The sequence below is a fragment of the Haemophilus sp. THUN1692 genome (assembly GCF_059704395.1).
Genome location: NZ_AP046579.1, coordinates 170,717 through 192,689, shown reverse-complemented (window position 1 = coordinate 192,689; position 21,973 = coordinate 170,717). Strand labels below are relative to the sequence as shown.

Below are 21,973 nucleotides of genomic sequence, written 5' to 3'. Positions count from 1 at the left end.
GGGGAAGGGCTTTTAGACCCATTTATTACGAATTGTAAGATGTAGATATTCTTTCGCATTTCAAGAGAAAATTTTAAAAATTTTTTATTTCTTAAAGTGCGGTGATTTCCGTTCTTGTTTTCAAAATAAGTCTCAAATGATGAACTTCAAGGGGAAAATAAAAATTTTCAGGCAAGAAAAAGGGATTTGTGATAAATTTGGCGAAAATTTTTACTTTAAAATAGGAAAGAAATAAATGAAAAAATCAAAAATTGCTGCAGGCGTAGTCGTTGCTCTTGCTGCCGTTTGGTGTGCAGGTGCATGGTTTACAGGGAAAAAAGCCGAAGAGGAATATTTACATCAACTAAAACAATTAGATCAACTATTTGCCAAAACAGATGTATTAGAAGAAAGTAAAATTTTTTATAAAAATATAAAATTTGATAGAGGATTATTTGCGTCTCATATTCAAGATCAAATAGAAATCCACAAGGCAAATGAAACGATCATTATTCCTTTATCATCAACGCTTTATCACGGGCCTTTGCCGCTTGATCGTGTGGCGAAACTGAATTTCGTTCCAGCCATTTTTTCAAGCCAAACCTTGTTAGGAAAAAATGCAACAACTCAGGTACTCTTTGATATCACAAAATCAGAGAAACCATTACAACTGAATTTCGCAATGAATTATGTATTAAATGGTAATGCGGAATTAAAACTTGCATCGGGGCAATATCACAATGAGCAATCTCAATCTAAGGCAGATTTTGATTGGTCAAATGTCGTATTAAACGTTGATTTAGATAAAAATGAACCCAGTAATTATACGCTATCTGTAGATTCATTTAATTCAAACGACCCTAATCATTCAGTTTCAACGGCTTCATTAATTAAAATAAAAGATCTTGTCGTACAAGGCTCACTACAAAGCACAAAATGGCCATTTATTTATAGTGGAAATATCAATAGTAAAATAGGCTATTTTGAGCAAAATACCGAATCTGCAGAGACTGGCGAAAAATTCTCTCTTATGCAGAAAAACAGCCAAGCAAATTTAACTACACAAGTTGAGGGCGATACAGTAAATATCATCAATAAAACAAATCTGGATGAATTACATATTAATGGTAACAACTTAGGTAAAGTGACCAACAATGTAGAATTCAACCATATTGATGGCAACGCATTACAAGAACTTTTAAATATTTTAGTTGCAATAGGCAAAGCCGACTCAGATACGCCTTTATCTAAAACATTAGTGCAAAAATTACAACAAGCAGGCATGACCATTGCAAATAATCAGCCTCAAATTAAATTTGCCCCTCTTTCTATTTCTGATGAAAAAGGAAAAGTGGCGCTAGATCTGAATATTGCTTTAGTGCCAAACCCTAAATTTGATTTAATGCGCAGCGGCTTATACAAACAATTCAAAGATTTTTCGATCAATTTTGATGTGAATAAAGAAACTGCAATTTCATTATTATCTAAATTTGTACCAGAAAACCAAAAGCAAGATTTAGCTTACAGAATGGACGAATTAGTTGCTGAAGGAGAAGCAAATGGCATTATCGTAAACGCCGATAAAACCGTCACATTAACGCTTGCTTTAGAGAATAACGAATTGAAACTAAACGGCAAGCCAATCCCAGAAGAACAATTGAAAATGATCCTCTTTATGCTTGTAATGGGGGGAATTGGGAGATAACCGCAACAGGACGATAAATTATCGCCCTGTTTCACGATGAAGAGCGGTCAATATTCTTTATCTTTTTAAGCTAAACGCTCTTTTAAATACCCTTCATAATCTGGCACTTCAATTTCGATATCTTGTTCGAATAAAACTGAAGTTAACATAAAATCTGCAGAGCTTTGATTAATGGCAACAGGAATATTCCACACTGTTGCAATACGCATGAGGGCTTTCACATCTGGATCATGTGGTGCGGCATTCATTGGATCCCAAAAGAAGATCATCATGTCGATTTTCTTTTCTGCGATTAATCCACCAAGTTGTTGGTCGCCGCCCATCGGACCACTTAATAAAGATTGAATGCTTAAACCTGTTTCTCGTTCTAAAATATGGCCTGTTGTACCTGTTGCATAAAGTATATGAGGCTTAAGTGCCTTTTTGTGTTTTTGCGTCCAATTCAGTAAATTTTTTTTGCAGCTATCATGAGCCACAAGCGCAATACGTTTATGTTGGGTGAGCGTTCGAGTCGTTATATGCATGATTAATTCCTTTTTGAAATAAGTTTGAAAACTTTAAAGCAAAGCCCTACAGAATGCAATGTTTTACTGATGATTTTAATAGGCTTTACAAAAGGCGAGAAAAATTACCGCACTTTCAAAAGATTACCGATTAACACTGTACTCAACAGGGATATTTGATGAAAATTTACTATCTTTATCTCAAAAAATCTTCTAAAATTTGTTAAATGTTTGTAAAAAGGCAAGCATTTCTGATATTCGTGTTTAGTGCTTACTAAACTAATGTTCACTTAATTAACAGATAAGGAAAACCTATGTCTGAGATTTTAAAAAATGACGTTGATCCAATCGAAACTCAAGATTGGTTACAATCATTAGATTCTTTGATTCGTGAAGAAGGCGTAGAGCGTGCACAATATATTATTGAGCAAGTTATTGGCCAAGCTCGCACCAACGGTGTTTCATTACCTACAGGTGTAACGACCGATTACGTCAATACTATCCCTGCTTCTGAACAACCTACTTACCCAGGTGATCATGCTATTGAGCGTCGTATTCGTTCTGCTGTGCGTTGGAATGCTATTGCTATGGTATTGCGTAGTCAGAAGAAAGATCTTGACTTAGGTGGTCATATCTCAACTTTCCAATCTGCTGCAACCATGTATGAAGTTTGCTATAACCACTTCTTCAAAGCAGCAACGGAGAAAAACGGTGGCGACTTAATTTTCTTCCAAGGCCATGCTGCTCCAGGTATGTATGCGCGCGCATTCTTAGAAGGTCGTTTAACTGAAGAACAAATGGATAACTTCCGTCAAGAAGCCTTTACCGATGGTTTATCTTCATATCCACACCCTAAATTAATGCCTGAATTCTGGCAATTCTCTACGGTTTCTATGGGGTTAGGCCCTGTGAACGCCATCTATCAAGCGCGTTTCTTAAAATACTTAGATAACCGTGGCTTAAAAGATACCAAAGATCAAAAAGTCTATGCATTCTTAGGTGATGGTGAAATGGATGAAATTGAGTCTAAAGGTGCATTAACTTTTGCAGCTCGTGAAAAATTAGATAACTTAATCTTCACTATCAGCTGTAACTTACAACGTTTAGACGGCCCTGTGAATGGTAACGGTAAAATCGTTCAAGAATTAGAAGGCCTATTTACTGGTGCTGGCTGGGAAGTGATTAAAGTTTTATGGGGAAGCGATTGGGATAAATTATTTGCTAAAGATACTTCAGGTAAATTAACTCAGTTAATGATGGAAGTGGTAGATGGCGACTATTTAACTTTCAAATCTAAAGATGGTGCGTATATTCGTGAACACTTCTTTGGTCGTTATCCAGAAACTGCCGCATTAGTTGCAGATATGACCGATGATGAAATTTGGGCATTACGCCGTGGTGCGCACGATAGCGAAAAATTATATGCAGCCTATGCAAAAGCACAAAATGCAACGAAACCAGTTGTAATTTTAGCGCATCAAGTTAAAGGTTATAAAATTCCTGAAGCGGAAAGTAAAAACACCGCTCACCAATCTAAAAAAATGTCTTACGAAAGCCTTAAAGGTTTCCGTGACTACTTCGATTTACCATTGACTGATGAGCAAGTAGAAAAATTAGAATACATTAAATTTGCTGAAGGCACCCCTGAATACGAATATTTACATGGCCACCGTAAAGCATTAAACGGCTATGTTCCTGCTCGTCGCACTAAATTTGATGTTGAATATAAAGTTCCTGCATTAGAGGAATTTAAAGCATTATTAGAAGAACAACCGCGTGGTATTTCAACCACAATGGCGTTTACTCGTGCCTTAAATATCTTATTAAAAGATAAAAACATTGGTAAAACTATCGTTCCAATGATTGCGGATGAAGCACGTACGTTTGGTATGGAAGGTTTATTCCGTCAAGTGGGTATTTATAACCCACATGGTCAAAACTATGTTCCTTCAGATCGTGATTTAGTGGCTTACTATCGTGAAGCAAAAGATGGTCAAGTTCTACAAGAAGGTATCAATGAATTAGGTGCAACCGCATCTTGGTTAGCAGCAGCGAACTCCTACTCTGTCAATAACCAACCAATGATTCCATTCTTCATTTACTATTCAATGTTTGGTTTCCAACGTGTGGGTGATATGATGTGGGCTGCTGGTGACCAATTAGCTCGTGGTTTCATGGTGGGTGGTACTTCTGGTCGTACAACCCTGAACGGTGAAGGTTTACAACACGAAGATGGCCATAGCCATATTCAAGCAGGTATCATTCCTAACTGTGTCACTTACGACCCATCATTCGCATTCGAAGTTGCAGTAATTATGCAAGACGGTATTAACCGCATGTACGGCGAAAAACAAGAAGATGTATTCTATTACATGACAACATTAAATGAAGTCATGGATCAACCTGCAATGCCTGCTGGTGCGGAAGAAGGTATCCGTAAAGGTTTATACAAATTTGAAACAGTGGAAGGTAAAAAAGGCAAAGGCCACGTTCAATTGTTAGGTTCTGGTGCCATCATGCGTCATGTTCGTGAAGCGGCACAAATTCTTGCAAAAGATTATGGTGTCACCTCAGATGTATTCTCTGCACCGTCATTCAATGAATTAGCGCGTGAAGGTCAAGATGCGGCACGTTGGAACTTATTACACCCAACAGAGACACAACGCGTACCATACGTTGCTCAAGTATTAGCTGATTTACCAACCGTTGCTTCAACTGACTATGTTAAAACATACGCAGATCAAATCAGTGCATTCGTACCAAGTCGTCATTATCATGTGTTAGGCACAGATGGTTTCGGTCGTTCAGACAGCCGTGCAAATTTACGTGAACACTTCGAAGTTGATGCACGTTATGTTGTGGTTGCTGCACTTTCTCAATTAGCGAAAGAAGGTACAGTATCTAACCAAGTTGTTGCAGATGCGATTGCGAAATTCGGTTTGAATGTAGATCGTATCAATCCGCTTTACGCGTAATTGATGAAAACTGCGGTCAAAAAACATCGTGTTTTATGACCGCACTTTAAAAGGAACAAAAAATGTCAAAACAAATTCAAATTCCTGATATTGGTAGTGATGAAGTTACAGTAACAGAAGTCATGGTAAACGTAGGCGATACCATCTCTGTTGATCAATCTATCATTAACGTTGAAGGCGATAAAGCTTCAATGGAAGTGCCAGCACCAGAAGCAGGTGTTGTAAAAGAAGTTTTAGTCAAAGTCGGTGATAAAGTCACAACCAGCACCCCAATGCTCGTATTAGAAGCCACAGGCGCTGCACCAGCGGCTGAAGCACCTGTAGCCCCAGTAGCCGTTGCCACGCCAACCGCGTCGGCTGTTGTTGAAGTAAACGTACCAGATATCGGTTCTGATGAAGTAAACGTTACTGAAATTATGGTTAAAGTGGGGGATAGTGTTGAAGTTGATCAATCAATCATCAATGTTGAAGGCGATAAAGCTTCAATGGAAGTTCCAGCACCAATCGCAGGTGTGGTAAAAGAAATTTTAATTAATGTTGGTGATAAAGTTTCAACTGGCAAACTCATCATGAAATTTGAAACTGCATCAGCTGCTCCAGTTGCTGCGGCTGCGCCAGCTCAAACAGCTGCACCTGTAGCTGCCACAACATCTGCAATTAAAGATGTGAATGTGCCAGATATTGGTGGTGATGAAGTCAATGTGACTGAAATCATGGTTGCAGTTGGTGATACTGTTTCAGAAGATCAATCATTAATTACCGTTGAAGGTGATAAAGCGTCAATGGAAGTTCCAGCTCCATTTGGCGGTGTCGTAAAAGAAATTCTCGTGAAATCAGGTGATAAAGTATCGACTGGTTCATTAATTATGCGCTTTGAAGTAGCGGGGGCAGCGCCAGCTGCGGCAACATCTGCGCCAGCATCACAAGTTGCATCGCCTGCGCCGGCGGCACAACCTGCTCAATCTGGCAATGTATCTGGCTTAAGCCAAGAACAAGTGGTGGCAAGCGCTGGCTATGCGCATGCTACTCCAGTTATTCGTCGTTTAGCACGTGAATTTGGCGTAAACTTAGATAAAGTAAAAGGTACAGGTCGTAAAGGTCGTATCGTTAAAGAAGATATCGAAGCTTATGTGAAGACCGCGGTTAAAGCTTATGAAAGCGGTGCAACAGCACAAGCTGCTGGCAATGGCGTAGCGAATGGCGCTGGCTTAGGCTTATTACCATGGCCAAAAGTTGATTTCAGTAAATTCGGTGAAGTAGAAGAAGTCGAATTAAGCCGTATTAATAAAATTTCAGGCGCTAACTTACATCGTAACTGGGTAATGATTCCACACGTTACTCACTTCGATAAAGCAGATATCACGGATTTAGAAGCATTCCGTAAAGAACAAAATGCATTAGCAGAAAAACAAAAACTTGGCGTGAAAATTACTCCAGTTGTGTTTATTATGAAAGCGGTGGCAAAAGCATTAGAAGCGTATCCACGTTTCAACAGTTCAATTACCGAAGATGCACAACGCTTAATCCTGAAAAAATATATTAACATTGGTGTCGCAGTAGATACACCAAATGGCTTAGTCGTGCCTGTCTTCAAGAACGTGAACAAAAAAGGCATTATTGAACTTTCACGTGAATTAATGGAAGTATCGAAAAAAGCCCGTGAAGGCAAATTGACTGCATCTGATATGCAAGGTGGCTGTTTCACTATTTCAAGTCTTGGTGGCATTGGTACAACTCACTTTGCACCAATCGTAAACGCGCCAGAAGTGGCTATCCTTGGTGTATCTAAATCATCAATGGAACCAGTATGGAATGGTAAAGAATTTGCGCCACGCTTAATTCTTCCAATGTCATTATCATTCGACCACCGTGTCATTGATGGTGCGGATGGTGCACGATTCATCAGCTATATCAGTGCTGTATTAGCAGATTTACGCCGTTTGATTATGTAATAACGTCTCTTTCTTCTAATTAGAAGAAAGGGCGTTTTAGCAAATCCATTATGATCGCAAAGATCGCAAAAAGTGCGGTCAATATTTTGAACGTTTTTACGAGGTAAAAATGAGTAAAGAAATTAAAACCCAAGTCGTCGTACTTGGTGCTGGCCCAGCAGGTTATTCTGCTGCGTTCCGTTGTGCGGATTTAGGTTTAGAAACTGTATTAGTTGAACGTTATTCAACTCTTGGTGGGGTATGTTTAAATGTAGGCTGTATCCCATCGAAAGCATTGTTGCACGTAGCAAAAGTGATTGAAGAAGCAAAACACGCAAGTAAAAATGGTATTTACTTTGGTGAGCCAAGAATTGATTTAGATGAAGTTCGTGCAGGTAAAGAAGCGGTTGTCACTAAATTAACTGGTGGTTTAGCGGGTATGGCAAAAGCGCGTAAAGTCACTGTTGTTGAAGGCTTAGCTGCATTTACTGATCCTAATACTTTAGTCGCGCGTGACCGTGATGGGCATCCAACTACAATTAAATTTGATAATGCTATTATTGCAGCAGGTTCTCGCCCAATTGAATTACCATTTATTCCACATGAAGATCCACGTATTTGGAACTCAACTGATGCGCTTAAATTAAAAGAAGTACCTAAAAAACTTCTCATTATGGGCGGCGGTATCATCGGTTTAGAAATGGGGACGGTTTACCACGCATTAGGTTCAGAAATTGAAGTTGTGGAAATGTTTGACCAAGTTATCCCTGCCGCGGATAAAGATGTTGTTGCAATTTACACCAAACAAATCGAGAAAAAATTCAAGTTAATGCTTGAAACCAAAGTGACCACTGTTGAAGCAAAAGATGATGGTATCTACGTTTCAATGAAAGGCAAAGCATGCAATGACACCAAACATTATGATGCGGTGCTTGTCGCTATCGGTCGTGTACCAAATGGCAAATTGATTGATGCAGGTAAAGCAGGCGTTGAAGTGGATGATCGTGGTTTCATTCATGTTGATAAACAAATGCGCACCAATGTGCCACATATCTTTGCAATCGGCGATATTGTTGGTCAACCAATGTTAGCGCACAAAGGTGTTCACGAAGGTCACGTTGCTGCAGAAGTCATTGCGGGACAAAAATACTACTTCGATCCTAAAGTTATTCCATCCATCGCTTATACCGAACCAGAAGTAGCTTGGGTAGGTAAAACAGAGAAAGAATGTAAACAAGAAGGTTTAAACTACGAAGTAGCTAAATTCCCTTGGGCAGCATCAGGCCGCGCGATTGCCTCTGAATGTTCAGAAGGTATGACGAAGTTAATCTTTGATAAAGATACTCATCGTGTACTTGGCGGTGCAATCGTAGGTTCTAACGGTGGTGAATTATTAGGTGAAATTGGTCTTGCCATCGAGATGGGTTGCGATGCAGAAGATATCGCATTAACTATCCACGCTCACCCAACTTTACATGAGTCTGTTGGTTTAGCTGCGGAAGTATTTGAAGGCTCAATCACCGACCTTCCAAATGCAAAAGCGAAGAAAAAATAATTTCTATTTAAGAAGTTTTAATTCAGCTAAAATTGTAAATTCAAGCCTAAATAAAAATCCCCAATAGGGGATTTTTATTTTCCTATCTTTTTATTTTTTTATGATAAGATATTGTCCTAAAAACGTTTCTTTTTTTACCGCACTTTTGAGCATTATTTATGACTACACAACTTGATTTAATTAAATCTTCTATCAAATCAATTCCTAACTATCCAAAAGAAGGCATTATCTTCCGCGATATTACTACCCTTTTAGAGGTTCCAGCAGCTTTTAAAGCAACAGTAGATCTTATTGTGGAACAATATCGCGATAAAGGAATCACCAAGGTGCTTGGAACTGAATCTCGTGGTTTTATTTTTGGCGCACCAGTTGCCTTAGCACTAGGTTTACCTTTCGAATTAGTACGTAAACCTAAAAAATTACCACGTGAAACCATTTCTCAATCTTATCAATTAGAATATGGTCAAGATACTTTGGAAATGCACGTTGATGCAATTTCAGAAGGTGACAATGTTTTAATCATTGATGATTTATTAGCAACAGGTGGCACCGTTGAAGCGACGGTAAAATTAGTACAACGTTTAGGTGGAGCGGTAAAACACGCTGCATTTGTGATTAATTTACCTGAATTAGGTGGAGAAAAACGCTTAAATAATTTGGGCGTTGATTGCTATACACTCGTCAATTTTGAAGGTCATTAATTAAAGATTCGATGAGCTATCAAGTCTTAGCCAGAAAGTGGCGACCAAAAACATTTGCTGATGTCGTTGGGCAAGAGCACATTATCACGGCATTAGCAAATGGATTAAAAGATAATCGACTACATCACGCTTACCTCTTTTCAGGCACGCGTGGTGTAGGGAAAACCTCTATTGCCAGATTATTTGCAAAAGGATTAAATTGCGTACATGGTATAACGGCTACGCCTTGTGGTGAATGTGAAAATTGTAAAGCGATTGAGCAAGGCAATTTTATTGATTTAATTGAAATTGATGCGGCATCCCGCACAAAAGTTGAAGACACGCGTGAATTATTGGATAACGTGCAATATAAACCTGTTGTCGGAAGATTTAAGGTTTACTTAATTGATGAAGTCCACATGCTGTCCCGTCATTCATTTAATGCGTTGCTCAAGACGTTAGAAGAACCACCAGAATATGTAAAATTCTTACTTGCGACAACGGATCCACAAAAATTACCTGTAACTATTCTTTCTCGCTGTTTACAATTTCATCTCAAAGCATTAGATGAAACCCAAATCTCCCAGCATCTTGCCCATATTCTGACGCAAGAAAATATTCCTTTTGAAGAGCCTGCATTAGTTAAACTTGCAAAAGCGGCGCAAGGAAGTATTCGTGATAGCTTAAGTTTAACCGATCAAGCCATTGCTATGGGTGACCGACAAGTTACTAATAGTGTTGTAAGTAATATGTTAGGGTTGCTTGAGGATAACTATTCTGTTGATATTTTATACGCCTTACACCAAGGTAATGGTGAACTCTTAATGCGAACACTACAAAGAGTTGCAGATGCGGCAGGCGATTGGGATAAATTACTTGGCGAATGTGCAGAAAAATTACATCAAATTGCACTCATGCAACTTCTTCCACAAAAATCTTCAGATGACAATGAACATTTTTCATTTTTAGCCAAACATATCTCTCCAGAAGATGTTCAGTTTTTTTATCAAGTCATTGTTTCTGGTAGAAAAGACTTATCAAATGCGCCAAATCGTCGTATTGGCACAGAAATGACATTATTGAGGGCATTGGCATTCCACCCAAAGTTCCTTACGGCAGTACCAAAGGCTAACACGACAATTACTCCACCGCCATCAACTCCAAGTGCGGTTGAAAATACAGGTAATTATGTAGATGTGCCGGTACTGTCGCAAAGTATCAAATCAGCGTATTCTCAAGCAAAACCAAATAAAACGAGCATTCCAAATTTGGCAAGCCTTTCGGCTTTAGATGCGCTTGAACATTTAACACAACTCGAAAACCAAGAACGTCAAGAACACAAAGCTGAATCATTAGCTGCAGTAAGCGAAACGTTACATCACATTCAAGAACTGGACGAAGAAAAATCTCATAAAAAAATGACCGCACTTCCCGTGCGAGAAATGACTGAACCGAAGCCTAAGCACATAGAAAAGCCGACATTACCATCAAATGCTGCACTGGCTCCACAAGAAAATAGTACTGAAGAAAATTCAAGTGATGATAATGTAGAAATTGCTCAAGATGAGCAAGAAATCTTAAGTGCAGACACCTATCGTTGGGAATGGAGCAATCCAGAACTTGCTAAAGCCGATACAGGCGTTCGTCCTTCTGATATAAAACAGGCGATTTTGAAAGATATTACGCCTGAATTACGTTTAAAAATCATCACTCAAACTCAACAACAAGATGAATGGGCAGATATAGTTGAACGTTCTGGAGTAACAGGATTTAGCAAAGAATTAGCGTTAAATTGTTTCTTACAAAACAAAACCGATGATGAAATCAATCTTGGACTACATTCAGAAAAATCTCATTTACGTCAAGACAGAAGCATAAAAAATTTGGTTGAAGCTTTAAGCAAATTGCAAGGTAAAGACATTCGATTAACAATTAATATTGATGATAGCAATATCACTACTCCAATTGAATATCGTCGTAATATTTATCAAACATTGCGGGAAAAGGCTCAAAATGAGTTGCAAAAAGATAGTAAATTACAAATTCTGCTCAATGAGTTTGATGCAAAATTAGATATAGAGAGTATTCGACCAGTTTAAAGACAATATTGTATTGAGAACTCCCGTTTCAAGTCAGAATATTTTTATAAACCTCTACCATTTTGTCTTTTTTTAATCTAGAATTCGTCAATTTGTTTTTTAAGCGCCAAAAGGAGAGTGAAAATGAAACTGGTTGAAGTAAAACACCCACTTGTAAAACACAAACTAGGTGTGATGCGTGAAGCTGAGATTGATACAAAAAAATTCCGTGAACTGGCAACAGAAATCGGTAGTCTATTAACCTATGAAGCAACGTCTGATTTAGAAACTGAAAAAGTAACGATCAACAGTTGGAATGGCCCAGTAGAAATTGATAGAATTAAAGGTAAAAAAGTAACGGTTGTGCCAATTTTACGTGCAGGTTTAGGTATGATGGATGGCGTACTTGAACATGTACCAAGCGCACGTATCAGTGTAGTGGGAATCTACCGTAATGAAGAAACCCTTGAACCAGTCCCTTACTTCCAAAAATTAGCTAGCGATTTAGAAGAGCGCCTTGCAATTGTTGTCGATCCGATGCTTGCAACTGGTGGTTCAATGATTGCAACCCTTGATCTTTTAAAAGCAAAAGGTTGTAAACACATCAAAGTATTAGTGTTGGTCGCTGCGCCAGAAGGTATTAAGGCTCTTGAAGCTGCACATCCTGACATTGAACTTTACTGCGCTTCTATTGATAGCCACCTAAATGAACACGGTTACATTATTCCGGGTCTAGGTGACGCGGGTGATAAAATTTTTGGGACAAAATAATCCCCAAAAATAAAAGATGGACGGCATTCTTGCCGTCTTTTTGTGTGCGTGAAACACAAGAAAAACTGACCGCACTTTAAGTTAATTCAAACAGAGAGTTGAAACTAAATGACAAATCAAACTTCTTCTTTCCCTTCGGAAAAACAAAGTACATTAAAACAATCATTCGTTGGTCTACAGATGCTCTTCGTCGCGTTTGGTGCGCTCGTTCTTGTACCATTAATTACAGGCCTTGATTCCAATACAGCATTATTAACCGCTGGCGTTGGTACCCTACTCTTCCAACTTTGCACTGGCAAACAAGTTCCTATTTTCTTAGCCTCATCTTTTGCCTTTATCGCACCGATTCAATATGGTGTTCAAACTTGGGGCATTGCGACCACTATGGGGGGGTTAGCATCCGCTGGGCTTGTATATCTAGCACTAAGCATGTTAGTAAAATTACGTGGAACAGAGGCATTACAACGCATTTTCCCACCGATTGTAGTTGGCCCAGTAATTATTATCATTGGTATGGGTCTTGCACCTGTGGCAGTTGATATGTCATTAGGCAAAAATAGTGCTTATGCTTATAACGACGCTGTATTAGTTTCAATGGTAACTCTTCTTACTACTTTATCTGTGGCAGTATTTGCCAAAGAATTGATGAAACTCATCCCGATTATGTTTGGTATTACTGCGGGCTATATTTTATGTTTATTCCTAGGTTTAATTAATTTCCAACCAGTGATCGATGCGCCTTGGTTCAGCTTACCAAAATTAACTGCGCCTGAATTTAACCTAGAAGCTATTCTTTATATGTTACCTATTGCCATTGCACCTGCAGTAGAACACGTGGGCGGCATTATGGCAATCAGCTCTGTGACAGATAAAGACTTTTTAAAAAAACCAGGATTACACCGTACTTTATTAGGCGATGGTTTAGCGACAGCAGCTGCATCTTTAGTGGGGGGGCCACCAAATACAACCTATGCGGAAGTAACTGGTGCCGTAATGTTAACCCGAAATTTCAATCCTAATATTATGACTTGGGCTGCGGTTTGGGCTATTGCGATTTCATTCTGTGGAAAAGTAGGCGCATTCCTATCAACGATCCCAACTATTGTAATGGGTGGCATTATGATGCTTATTTTCGGTTCAATCGCAGTCGTGGGCATGAGCACCTTAATTCGTGGCAAAGTTGATGTTACCGAAGCACGTAATCTGTGTATTATTTCTGTCATCATGACATTTGGTATCGGCAATATGTTTGTAGATGTGGGTAACGTATCACTAAAAGGTATCAGCTTGTGTGCGATTGTTGCTATCATCTTAAACCTTGTTTTACCGAAAGCAAAAAATGAAGTAGAATAAGATTCCTTTTAAAAGGGTTAAATACCAATTTAGCCCTTTTTCTTACTTATAATCTGTAATACATAAATATTTGAATAAGCAGCTTCCCTTACCCATTCATCAAATTGATGATGCCACATTAGAAAACTTTTACGGCGATAATAATCTTTTATTGCTCGATTCTTTACACAAAAATTCAGCTGAATTAAAACAACAGTTTTTCTATATTTGGGGAAAAAAAGGTTCTGGAAAAACTCACCTGCTTAGAGCATTCAGTAACGAATATTTAATCAATCAACGTACTGCTATTTATGTACCGCTCAGCAAATCTCAATATTTTTCTACCGCAGTTCTTGAAAATCTAGAACAGCAAGAATTAGTATGTCTAGATGATGTACAAACCGTGATCGGCAATGATGAATGGGAATTAGCTATTTTTGATCTATTCAATCGAATTAAAGCAAGCGGAAAAACGCTTTTGCTTATTAGTTCAGATAAATCGCCTTCCGCACTTTCTGTAAAATTGCCTGATTTGAACTCTCGCTTGACTTGGGGGGAAATTTATCAATTAAATTCCCTAACTGACGAGCAAAAAATTAGTGTTCTGCAACTTAATGCTTATCAACGAGGAATTCAATTACCTGATGAGACAGCTAATTTTTTACTTACACGACTAGCACGAGACATGCACACATTATTTGAAGCGCTTGATCTACTAGATAAAGCCTCGTTACAAGCACAACGAAATCTTACGATTCCTTTCGTTAAAGAAATTTTAAATCTTTAACAAAAAAGGCGCTAATGCGCCTTTTAATCATCCACCTGATAATTTAACGGTAAACCCTTTTTGCTCTAACAATTGCTTGAGCAAATCACGCTTTTCACCTTGAATCTCAATTATTCCATTTTTAACTGAGCCACCACATCCACAACGTTTTTTTAATTCAGCCGCTAATTTTTTCAATTCCTCATCAGATAAATCTAAACCAGTTATAACCGATACGCCTGCACCTTTCCTACCACTCGTTTGTTTTTGGATACGTACAATACCATCTCCTTTTGGGCGAACTACAGAAGTCTTTTCCTCTTTAATTCGACCTATATCTGTTGAATACACTAAAACAGAATCTGACATCATAATTACCCAATAGATGCATTAATAGAACGAAGAACCTCTGCAGGATTACCAGCTTTAGTAATAGGACGTCCTATTACTAAATAATCTGAACCAGCACGAATCGCAGCAGTAGGTGTCATCACACGTCGTTGATCACCCAAATCCGCTCCAATTGGACGAATCCCAGGGGTCACTAATTTAAAGTCTTCTCCACAAGCGTTACGTAAAATTTCAACTTCTTGCGGAGAGCAAACCACACCATCCAAACCTGCTCGTTGGGTTAAATGAGCTAAGCGTAAAACTTGTTCCATTGGCGATGCATTAATCCCAATTTGTAATAAATCCAAATCTTCCATACTGGTTAATACCGTCACAGCAATAAGCAATGGCGCATCTTTCCCATAAGGTTCAAGAATTCTCTTAGCTTCTTCCATCATTCGTAGCCCACCGCTTGCGTGCAAATCTACCATCCATACCCCTAAATCAGCTGCAGATCTTACCGCTCTTGCTACAGTATTTGGAATATCATGATATTTAAGATCTAAGAAAACATCAAAATTACGTTGATGTAATTGTTTTACAAAATTAATACCAAGTGTAGTAAACATTTCTTTACCCACTTTTAATCGACACAAACTCGGATCAATTTGATCAACTAAAGCAAGAGCCTCTGCTTCTTTCTCATAGTCTAATGCCACAATAATTTTGCTTATCATAATGTTACCTCGCTGAGTATCAATTAATTATGTTCTTGACTTGAAACTGGTTTAATACTTTCCCATTGACGGCAAGATGGGCAATTCCACAATAGCTTATGTATTTGATAACCACAATTTGTACAACGATAGGCCGATGTTTGTTTAATTCGTTCACCAACCATTTTATGTAATAAAATTAGGCTTTCTTTTCCCCGCCCGTCTTCTGCATCATCAATTTGATACTGCATAAAACGATGGAAAATTAAAGTACTTGGCTTTTTCGTGAGTTGCTGATAAAGCTTAGCCTGAGCTGCAGACTTGCCATCTTTTTCTTCAATTAATTTGACCAAAGCTAGCTCTACTTCATCATTATTAGTAATTTTGCCAGCGCGAATTAAGAATAACTCAAAGTTATCTAACTGATTTAATTCTTCATAACAATGTTTTAAAGGTGACAAAATTTCACCTGTATAATCTGGATTTTGTTCTAAAACATTTTCTAGTATTTTTGCCGCTTGTTGATATTGACCTTCAAGCATTTCTAAATTTGCGAGTAATAAGGAAGCGCGAACACAAGTAGGAGAAACTAGCAAAGCTTTTTGTAAAATACTGCGTTTTTCAACCGCACTTTCAGGCTCTAAACTTTGTGAATATTCACAATAACATTGCGCAAGTTCAATATTATTCTCTTGTGGTTTTATTTTAGCGAGTTTTTCAGCAATATTAACCGCTTTTTTCCATTCTTTAGTTTTTTGATAAATTACTAAAAGTTGCTGTAAAGCATTTTCTGCAAATTCAGGCTCATCCACTAGTAAAATATAAAGATTTTCAGCCCGGTCAAAAAAACCAACCACCATAAAATCTCTAGCAAGCTGCTGCTTTGCGAGTAATTTTTGCTCAAATGTATAATTAGGGCTGAGGTCTAAAGCTTGGTGAATACGCAATGCGCGATCAACTTCACCTCTAGAACGGAATAGATTGCCAAGTGTAAGCTCCGCTTCAAATTGAGAGTGGCTTTCGATTTCATTTTCGGTTTCTTGTTTCTGAAGCATGTCCAAAAACAAATCTACAGCTTTATCGGTTTGATTGGAAAGTAAGAAGTTTACCCCCGTAACATAATCTCGGGAGAGTTTATTACTAATGTCATCTTGATCTTTCTTTGCACTACGCTGCCCCATGTACCACCCATAGGCTGCAGCAATCGGCAATAGTAGAAAGAGTAATTCTAGCATCAGGCGACCTTATCTCGCACGGTAGTCAATTCGTTGATTTGTAAAGTTTGACGCTTAACTTGACGAGCTAATGCCATATTTTTAAGTTTTAACTTAAGATAGAAAAAAGCGGTGATTAACCAGCCAAGAATTAAACCTAATCCAAATAAAATAGCAACAAGAGTGGATAGTTGGAGTTGGCTTTCCGCCACAATATAATTAAATGTAATAACTTGATCGTTATTTGCTCCAATGGTAATTGCAACCAACACGATAGCGATAAAAATCACAATACCTAAAATATATTTAATCATAACATTTCCTTAAAATATGGCTTTGCTAAATAATGGCAAACGTTGTAGTTTGAAAGGCATATTCGAGCATTTTAATTTTATTAATAAATATCTACACGCTCTTTTAATTCTTTACCTGCTTTAAAGTGCGGTACAGATTTAGCTTCTAATTTAACAGAATCACCCGTTTTTGGATTACGCCCTAAACGAGGATTACGATAATGCAGTGAAAAACTTCCAAATCTTCTCAACTCGACACGATCGCCATTTTCAAGAGATTGAGAAATAAACTCCAAAATATCTTTTACCATATTTTCGATTTCTTTTACGGGTAAAGTCGGATGTTTCGCTAATAATTTTTCTATAAGTTCTGACTTAGTCATCGTCTTTTCTCCCTTAATATTATTCAAATTGAGATTTATTGCTAATACATTATTTCAATGTATTAGCAATAAGCCCTAAAAATAAGGCTGGACATCAGCCCAGCCTTATCACGTGAATTAATTATTCACCTTTAGCTGCTTTAAATGCTTCAGCCATTGCGTTTGGAATAGCAACTTCTTCTTGTTTGTTATTCACATTTGCAACTGCAGCAGCTTCTTCAGCTTGGTCTTTTGCTTTCACTGATAAGTGAACGATACGAGATTTACGATCTACACCAGTATATTTAGCTTCAACCACATCACCTGCAGCAACTTCATTTGTTAAATCAGCTGCGCGGATATAACCTTCAACGCCGCCCGCTAATTCAACTTTAGCACCTTTTGCATCTGCTTCAACTACTGTTGCAGATACTACAGCGCCTTTTTTGTTGATTGCGACGAAGTTATTAAATGGATCTTCTTCAAGTTGTTTGATACCTAAAGAGATGCGCTCTTTCACTGCATCAACTGCTAATACTACTGCAGAAACTTCGTCACCTTTTTTGTAGTTACGAACTGCTTCTTCACCTGATACATTCCAAGAAATATCAGATAAGTGAACTAAACCATCGATACCACCTTCAAGACCAATGAAGATACCGAAATCAGTGATAGACTTGATTTTACCAGTTACTTTATCGCCTTTATTGTGAGTTTCAGCAAATTGAGTCCATGGGTTAGCTTTACATTGTTTTAAGCCTAAAGAAATACGACGACGTTCTTCATCAATTTCTAATACCATTACTTCTACAGTATCGCCTAAGCTAACAACTTTAGATGGGTGGATATTTTTGTTAGTCCAATCCATTTCAGAAACGTGAACTAAACCTTCAACGCCATCTAAGATCTCAACGAAACAACCATAGTCTGTTAAGTTAGTTACTTTACCAGTTAATTTGCTGTTTACTGGGTGATTTTCAGCAATTGCGGCCCATGGATCTTGACCTAATTGTTTTAAGCCTAAAGATACACGAGTACGATCTTTATCAAATTTTAATACTTTAACAGTAACTTCATCGCCAACATTCACGATTTCGCTTGGGTGTTTAACACGTTTCCAAGCCATATCTGTGATATGTAATAAACCGTCAACACCACCAAGATCAACGAATGCACCGTACTCAGTTAAGTTTTTAACGATACCTTTAACTTCTGAACCTTCAACAAGATTTTCTAATACTTGTTCACGTTCTTGGCTATTTTCAGATTCAATCACTGCACGACGAGAAACAACAACGTTGTTACGTTTTTGATCTAATTTGATTACTTTGAATTCTAATTCTTTACCAAGTAAATGATCTGCTTCACGCGCTGGACGAGTATCAACTAAAGAACCTGGTAAGAATGCACGAACACCGTTTAACTCAACTGTGAAACCACCTTTCACTTTGCCGTTGATTAAACCGATAACGGTCGCTTTTTCTTCGTAAGCTTTTTCTAATTCAATCCAAGATTCGTGACGAACAGCTTTCTCACGAGAAAGTTTAGTTTCACCGAAACCATCCTCAACTGCATCTAATGCAACATTTACAGTATCGCCAACTTGGATTTCAAGTTCGCCTTGTGCATTTAAGAATTCAGCAACTGGAATTGCAGACTCAGATTTTAAACCTGCATCAACAAGCACAAAGCCTTTTTGGATAGCTACTACAGCACCGCTAACGATTGAACCTTGACGAGTTTCAAGGCCTTTTAATGATTCTTCAAAAAGTTGAGCAAAAGATTCTGACATATAAATAATCTTCTTAATTTAAGTTAATAACATCCACATTAAAATCCATAAAATGCGGGGTTGAGGATAAATGCTTATTCTTCCTTGAACAAACAGTTAAATCGAAACTGACACCTTTTCTTGAATATAAGCCAACGCCTGATCAATAACTTCACCAATACTCAACGTTGTGCTATTCAATAACAAAGCATTATCAGCCGGTTTTAGAGGCGCAACCTCTCGATTTCTATCACGAAAATCACGCTCTTTTATCTCGGCTAAAATCTGCTCAAAGTTACCATTTATTCCTTTATTTTGCAACTGTTTATAGCGTCTTTTTGCACGTTCTTCAGCACTCGCATCTAAAAATAACTTCACTTGAGCATTTGGGAATACCACAGTCCCCATATCTCTGCCATCAGCAATTAATCCATCATTTTTCGCAAAATCTTGCTGAAGTTGTAGCAAAGCTGACCGCACTTGGGGAAACACTGCTACTTTAGATGCGGCATCAGCGACTTCTTGAGTGCGAATTAAATGACTTACATCCCTGCCTGCAAGCAAAATATTCACCTCACCATTTTGAGGAATAAATTGAATATCTAAGTGACGAGCTAATTCAGCTAGTGCCGATTCATTTGTTAAATCAGTTTTACGTTGTAATGCAGCTAATGCTGTAACGCGATAAATTGCTCCACTATCCAATAATGCATAACCTAGCTTTTCTGCCAAAGCGTAACAAAGCGTCCCTTTCCCAGCACCACTAGGACCATCAACAGTAATAATCATTCCCATACAAATTATCCTTTCATTCTCAAAATTTTGCGCATTATAGTGAGAATTTGGTAATCCTGCTAATGTTAATATGGTATTAAAACAATCTTTATCATATTCTATATTCTTCTATTAAAACTATAACTAAACACAAATAGTAATAAAAATGTAAAAATGAAAACAAAATGTTAAATTTTATGAGACATTGATTCACATTTTCTTAAAATAGGTATATGCTTTTGTATATAAATCTATAAAATCATCACATCTTTTACTCTAACTCTGAGGGTATTTTATGCTGTCTCTTATTCTAAGTATTTTTCCTATCGTTTTACTGATTTATCTTATGGTAAAAAGAAATGCGCTACCTTCTTATGTTGCCTTACCTTGGATTGCGACATTAGTTATGGGTGTTCATCTTTTACACTTTAATACAGATATTGTCACTATTAGTGCAAATGTTGTTTCTGCAATTATTGCGGTACAAACACCTATTACAGTAATTTTTGGTGCGATTCTCTTTAACCGTTTCTCTGAAATTTCAGGCGCAACAAATATTATGCGAAAATGGCTAGGAAATATTAATCCAAATCCCGTTGCACAATTAATGATTATTGGTTGGGCGTTTGCTTTTATGATCGAGGGAGCAAGTGGTTTTGGTACACCAGCGGCAATTGCTGCACCTATTTTAGTGGGATTAGGTTTTCATCCATTAAAAGTGGCGATGTTGGCACTTATTATGAACTCAGTTCCCGTATCCTTTGGTGCGGTAGGTACACCAACTTGGTTTGGTTTTGGTGCTTTAAAATTATCAGAAAATATGATTTTAGAAATTGGGTCTATTACAGCATTTATACACTCCGTTGCTGCACTTATTATCCCATTATTAGCACTTCGTATCTTAGTAAATTGGGATGATATTCGTAAAAACATCGTATTTATCTATATTAGCGTACTGGGTTGTGTAGTACCTTATTTCTTGATTGCTCAAGTCAATTACGAATTTCCATCACTAGTTGGGGGGGCAATCGGCTTATTTATTTCTGTATGGACTGCTAATCGCAATATTGGTTTAGCAAAAGTAACAAATAACCTTGATAATAATGCGGTAAGTGCGGGAGAAATAGTTAAAGCATTATTCCCTACAGGTTTACTTATTGCATTTTTAATTGTGACTCGTATTCATCAATTACCATTCAAAGCAATGATGAATGACGCAACTATTTGGTTCTCAACCACATTAGGTTCGTTAGGATCATTTGAAATTAGCAAAGGTTTAATCTTTAGCTTAAAAAATATTTTTGGCTCAAATGTTTCATCAAGCTATAAACTTCTTTACGTACCCGCATTGATTCCATTTGTCATTACAGTACTAATTGCGATTCCTTTCTTTAAAATTTCCAGTTCAAATGTTAAACAGATTTTTGTATCAAGTTTACAACAATCTAAAAATCCATTTATTGCCTTAGTTGGTGCCTTAGTGATGGTAAACCTAATGTTAGTGGGTGGCGAACATTCAATGGTAAAAATTATAGGTAGAACTTTTGCTGAAATTTCTGGTAGTAACTGGACTATTTTCTCCTCTTTCTTAGGTGCGATTGGATCCTTTTTTTCAGGTTCAAATACCGTATCCAACCTAACATTTGGTAGTGTTCAACTTTCTACCGCAGAAACAACTGGCATTTCTGTCGCACTTGTTCTTACTTTACAATCTATTGGTGGGGCAATGGGGAATATGGTATGTATAAATAACATTGTAGCGGTAAGTTCAGTGTTAAATATTTCAAACCAAGAAGGCACAATTATTAAGAAAACCATTATACCTATGATCATTTACGGTATCATTGCTGCACTTGGCGCGCTGTTCTTAGTACCTTTATTTTATAATCTATAAAATTTACTCCAAAAATGACCGCACTTTTGCGGTCATTTCCTATTTTTTCTCTTTTTTACAGCAATTAAAAATTTAGTTGAAACCTTTGAAATGAACAATGACTCCAATCGTGGTTCTTATGTTTCTACTATCAAAACTAACCTTTAACCCATTAAAGTGCGGTTGATTTAGCGAATGAATTTATCCATTTAGCGAAAACTAAACTTTCTTTTTCTTTATTCCCCCGACATCTTTTCTCTCTAAAAAATTAATTTTTTTTCATTTTTTTAGAGTTTTATATTAACTTTAATAAAAAACTATTGAGTTTCACAAAATACAATAAGATAATGCGAATCTTTCTCAAA

The 21,973-nt window shown here is 37.5% G+C and carries 18 protein-coding genes; 10 read left to right on the top strand and 8 right to left on the bottom strand.

Translation table 11 applies throughout. From position 1 onward, the window contains the following. The first annotated feature begins 235 nt into the window (after nucleotides 1–235). Nucleotides 236–1,684: a YdgA family protein gene (locus tag AC6H0A_RS00910; protein WP_005642165.1), complete on the top strand. Its 1,449-nt coding sequence runs from the start codon at nucleotides 236–238 to the stop codon at nucleotides 1,682–1,684. A gap of 65 nt (nucleotides 1,685–1,749) precedes the next feature. Here AC6H0A_RS00910 and mgsA read toward each other — a convergent pair whose 3' ends face one another. Next, a complete protein-coding gene (mgsA, locus tag AC6H0A_RS00905) occupies nucleotides 1,750–2,208 on the bottom strand; it encodes a methylglyoxal synthase (RefSeq protein ID WP_005642166.1) in 459 nt (152 codons plus the stop codon). Between the two features lie 293 nt (nucleotides 2,209–2,501). On the opposite strand from mgsA, the gene aceE reads away from it, so the two are divergent. The 8 genes from aceE (at nucleotide 2,502) to hda (ending at nucleotide 14,296) form a co-directional block, all read left to right on the top strand. Then, entirely contained in the window at nucleotides 2,502–5,162 is a 2,661-nt protein-coding gene (aceE, locus tag AC6H0A_RS00900; RefSeq protein ID WP_005642168.1) for a pyruvate dehydrogenase (acetyl-transferring), homodimeric type, read from the top strand. Nucleotides 5,163–5,224: 62 nt separating this feature from the next. After that, nucleotides 5,225–7,114, top strand: a complete 1,890-nt coding sequence (gene aceF / locus AC6H0A_RS00895; RefSeq protein WP_005642170.1) for a pyruvate dehydrogenase complex dihydrolipoyllysine-residue acetyltransferase — start codon at nucleotides 5,225–5,227, stop codon at nucleotides 7,112–7,114. A gap of 109 nt (nucleotides 7,115–7,223) precedes the next feature. Continuing rightward, entirely contained in the window at nucleotides 7,224–8,648 is a 1,425-nt protein-coding gene (gene lpdA / locus AC6H0A_RS00890) for a dihydrolipoyl dehydrogenase (protein WP_179231013.1), read from the top strand. Nucleotides 8,649–8,806: 158 nt separating this feature from the next. Then, a complete protein-coding gene (gene apt, locus AC6H0A_RS00885; RefSeq protein WP_005642172.1) occupies nucleotides 8,807–9,349 on the top strand; it encodes an adenine phosphoribosyltransferase in 543 nt (180 codons plus the stop codon). Nucleotides 9,350–9,360: 11 nt separating this feature from the next. Beyond that, a complete protein-coding gene (gene dnaX, locus AC6H0A_RS00880; protein WP_005642173.1) occupies nucleotides 9,361–11,427 on the top strand; it encodes a DNA polymerase III subunit gamma/tau in 2,067 nt (688 codons plus the stop codon). Between the two features lie 123 nt (nucleotides 11,428–11,550). Continuing rightward, nucleotides 11,551–12,177, top strand: a complete 627-nt coding sequence (gene upp, locus AC6H0A_RS00875; protein ID WP_005642174.1) for a uracil phosphoribosyltransferase — start codon at nucleotides 11,551–11,553, stop codon at nucleotides 12,175–12,177. A 108-nt stretch (nucleotides 12,178–12,285) separates the two neighbouring features. Next, on the top strand, nucleotides 12,286–13,530 hold the full coding sequence (locus tag AC6H0A_RS00870) for a nucleobase:cation symporter-2 family protein (RefSeq protein ID WP_005642175.1): 1,245 nt from the start codon (nucleotides 12,286–12,288) through the stop codon (nucleotides 13,528–13,530). A gap of 70 nt (nucleotides 13,531–13,600) precedes the next feature. Further along, nucleotides 13,601–14,296, top strand: a complete 696-nt coding sequence (gene hda / locus AC6H0A_RS00865) for a DnaA regulatory inactivator Hda (RefSeq protein ID WP_005642176.1) — start codon at nucleotides 13,601–13,603, stop codon at nucleotides 14,294–14,296. Nucleotides 14,297–14,323: 27 nt separating this feature from the next. On the opposite strand, the gene yciH is transcribed toward hda, so the two are convergent. The 7 genes from yciH to cmk form a co-directional block, all read right to left on the bottom strand. After that, the gene (gene yciH, locus AC6H0A_RS00860; RefSeq protein ID WP_044232992.1) at nucleotides 14,324–14,644 is read right to left on the bottom strand and encodes a stress response translation initiation inhibitor YciH; all 321 of its coding nucleotides are present in this window, start codon (nucleotides 14,642–14,644) and stop codon (nucleotides 14,324–14,326) included. Between the two features lie 5 nt (nucleotides 14,645–14,649). Next, nucleotides 14,650–15,342, bottom strand: a complete 693-nt coding sequence (pyrF, locus tag AC6H0A_RS00855; protein ID WP_005642178.1) for an orotidine-5'-phosphate decarboxylase — start codon at nucleotides 15,340–15,342, stop codon at nucleotides 14,650–14,652. Between the two features lie 23 nt (nucleotides 15,343–15,365). After that, nucleotides 15,366–16,556, bottom strand: a complete 1,191-nt coding sequence (gene lapB / locus AC6H0A_RS00850) for a lipopolysaccharide assembly protein LapB (RefSeq protein ID WP_005642179.1) — start codon at nucleotides 16,554–16,556, stop codon at nucleotides 15,366–15,368. Continuing rightward, nucleotides 16,556–16,849 (bottom strand): LapA family protein, encoded by a 294-nt coding sequence (locus AC6H0A_RS00845; protein WP_005628856.1) that lies wholly within the window; start codon nucleotides 16,847–16,849, stop codon nucleotides 16,556–16,558. The genes lapB and AC6H0A_RS00845 overlap by 1 nt, the downstream gene beginning before the upstream one ends. An 80-nt stretch (nucleotides 16,850–16,929) precedes the next feature. Next, entirely contained in the window at nucleotides 16,930–17,229 is a 300-nt protein-coding gene (locus tag AC6H0A_RS00840; protein ID WP_497512654.1) for an integration host factor subunit beta, read from the bottom strand. A 103-nt stretch (nucleotides 17,230–17,332) separates the two neighbouring features. After that, nucleotides 17,333–18,982 carry a 30S ribosomal protein S1 gene (rpsA, locus tag AC6H0A_RS00835; RefSeq protein ID WP_005642181.1) on the bottom strand — a complete coding sequence of 550 codons (1,650 nt, stop codon included), beginning with the start codon at nucleotides 18,980–18,982 and terminating at the stop codon, nucleotides 17,333–17,335. A 96-nt stretch (nucleotides 18,983–19,078) separates the two neighbouring features. Next, nucleotides 19,079–19,756 carry a (d)CMP kinase gene (gene cmk, locus AC6H0A_RS00830; protein WP_005642182.1) on the bottom strand — a complete coding sequence of 226 codons (678 nt, stop codon included), beginning with the start codon at nucleotides 19,754–19,756 and terminating at the stop codon, nucleotides 19,079–19,081. A 274-nt stretch (nucleotides 19,757–20,030) separates the two neighbouring features. On the opposite strand from cmk, the gene AC6H0A_RS00825 reads away from it, so the two are divergent. Next, on the top strand, nucleotides 20,031–21,629 hold the full coding sequence (locus tag AC6H0A_RS00825) for a lactate permease LctP family transporter (RefSeq protein WP_005642183.1): 1,599 nt from the start codon (nucleotides 20,031–20,033) through the stop codon (nucleotides 21,627–21,629). The last annotated feature ends 344 nt before the right edge of the window (nucleotides 21,630–21,973 follow it).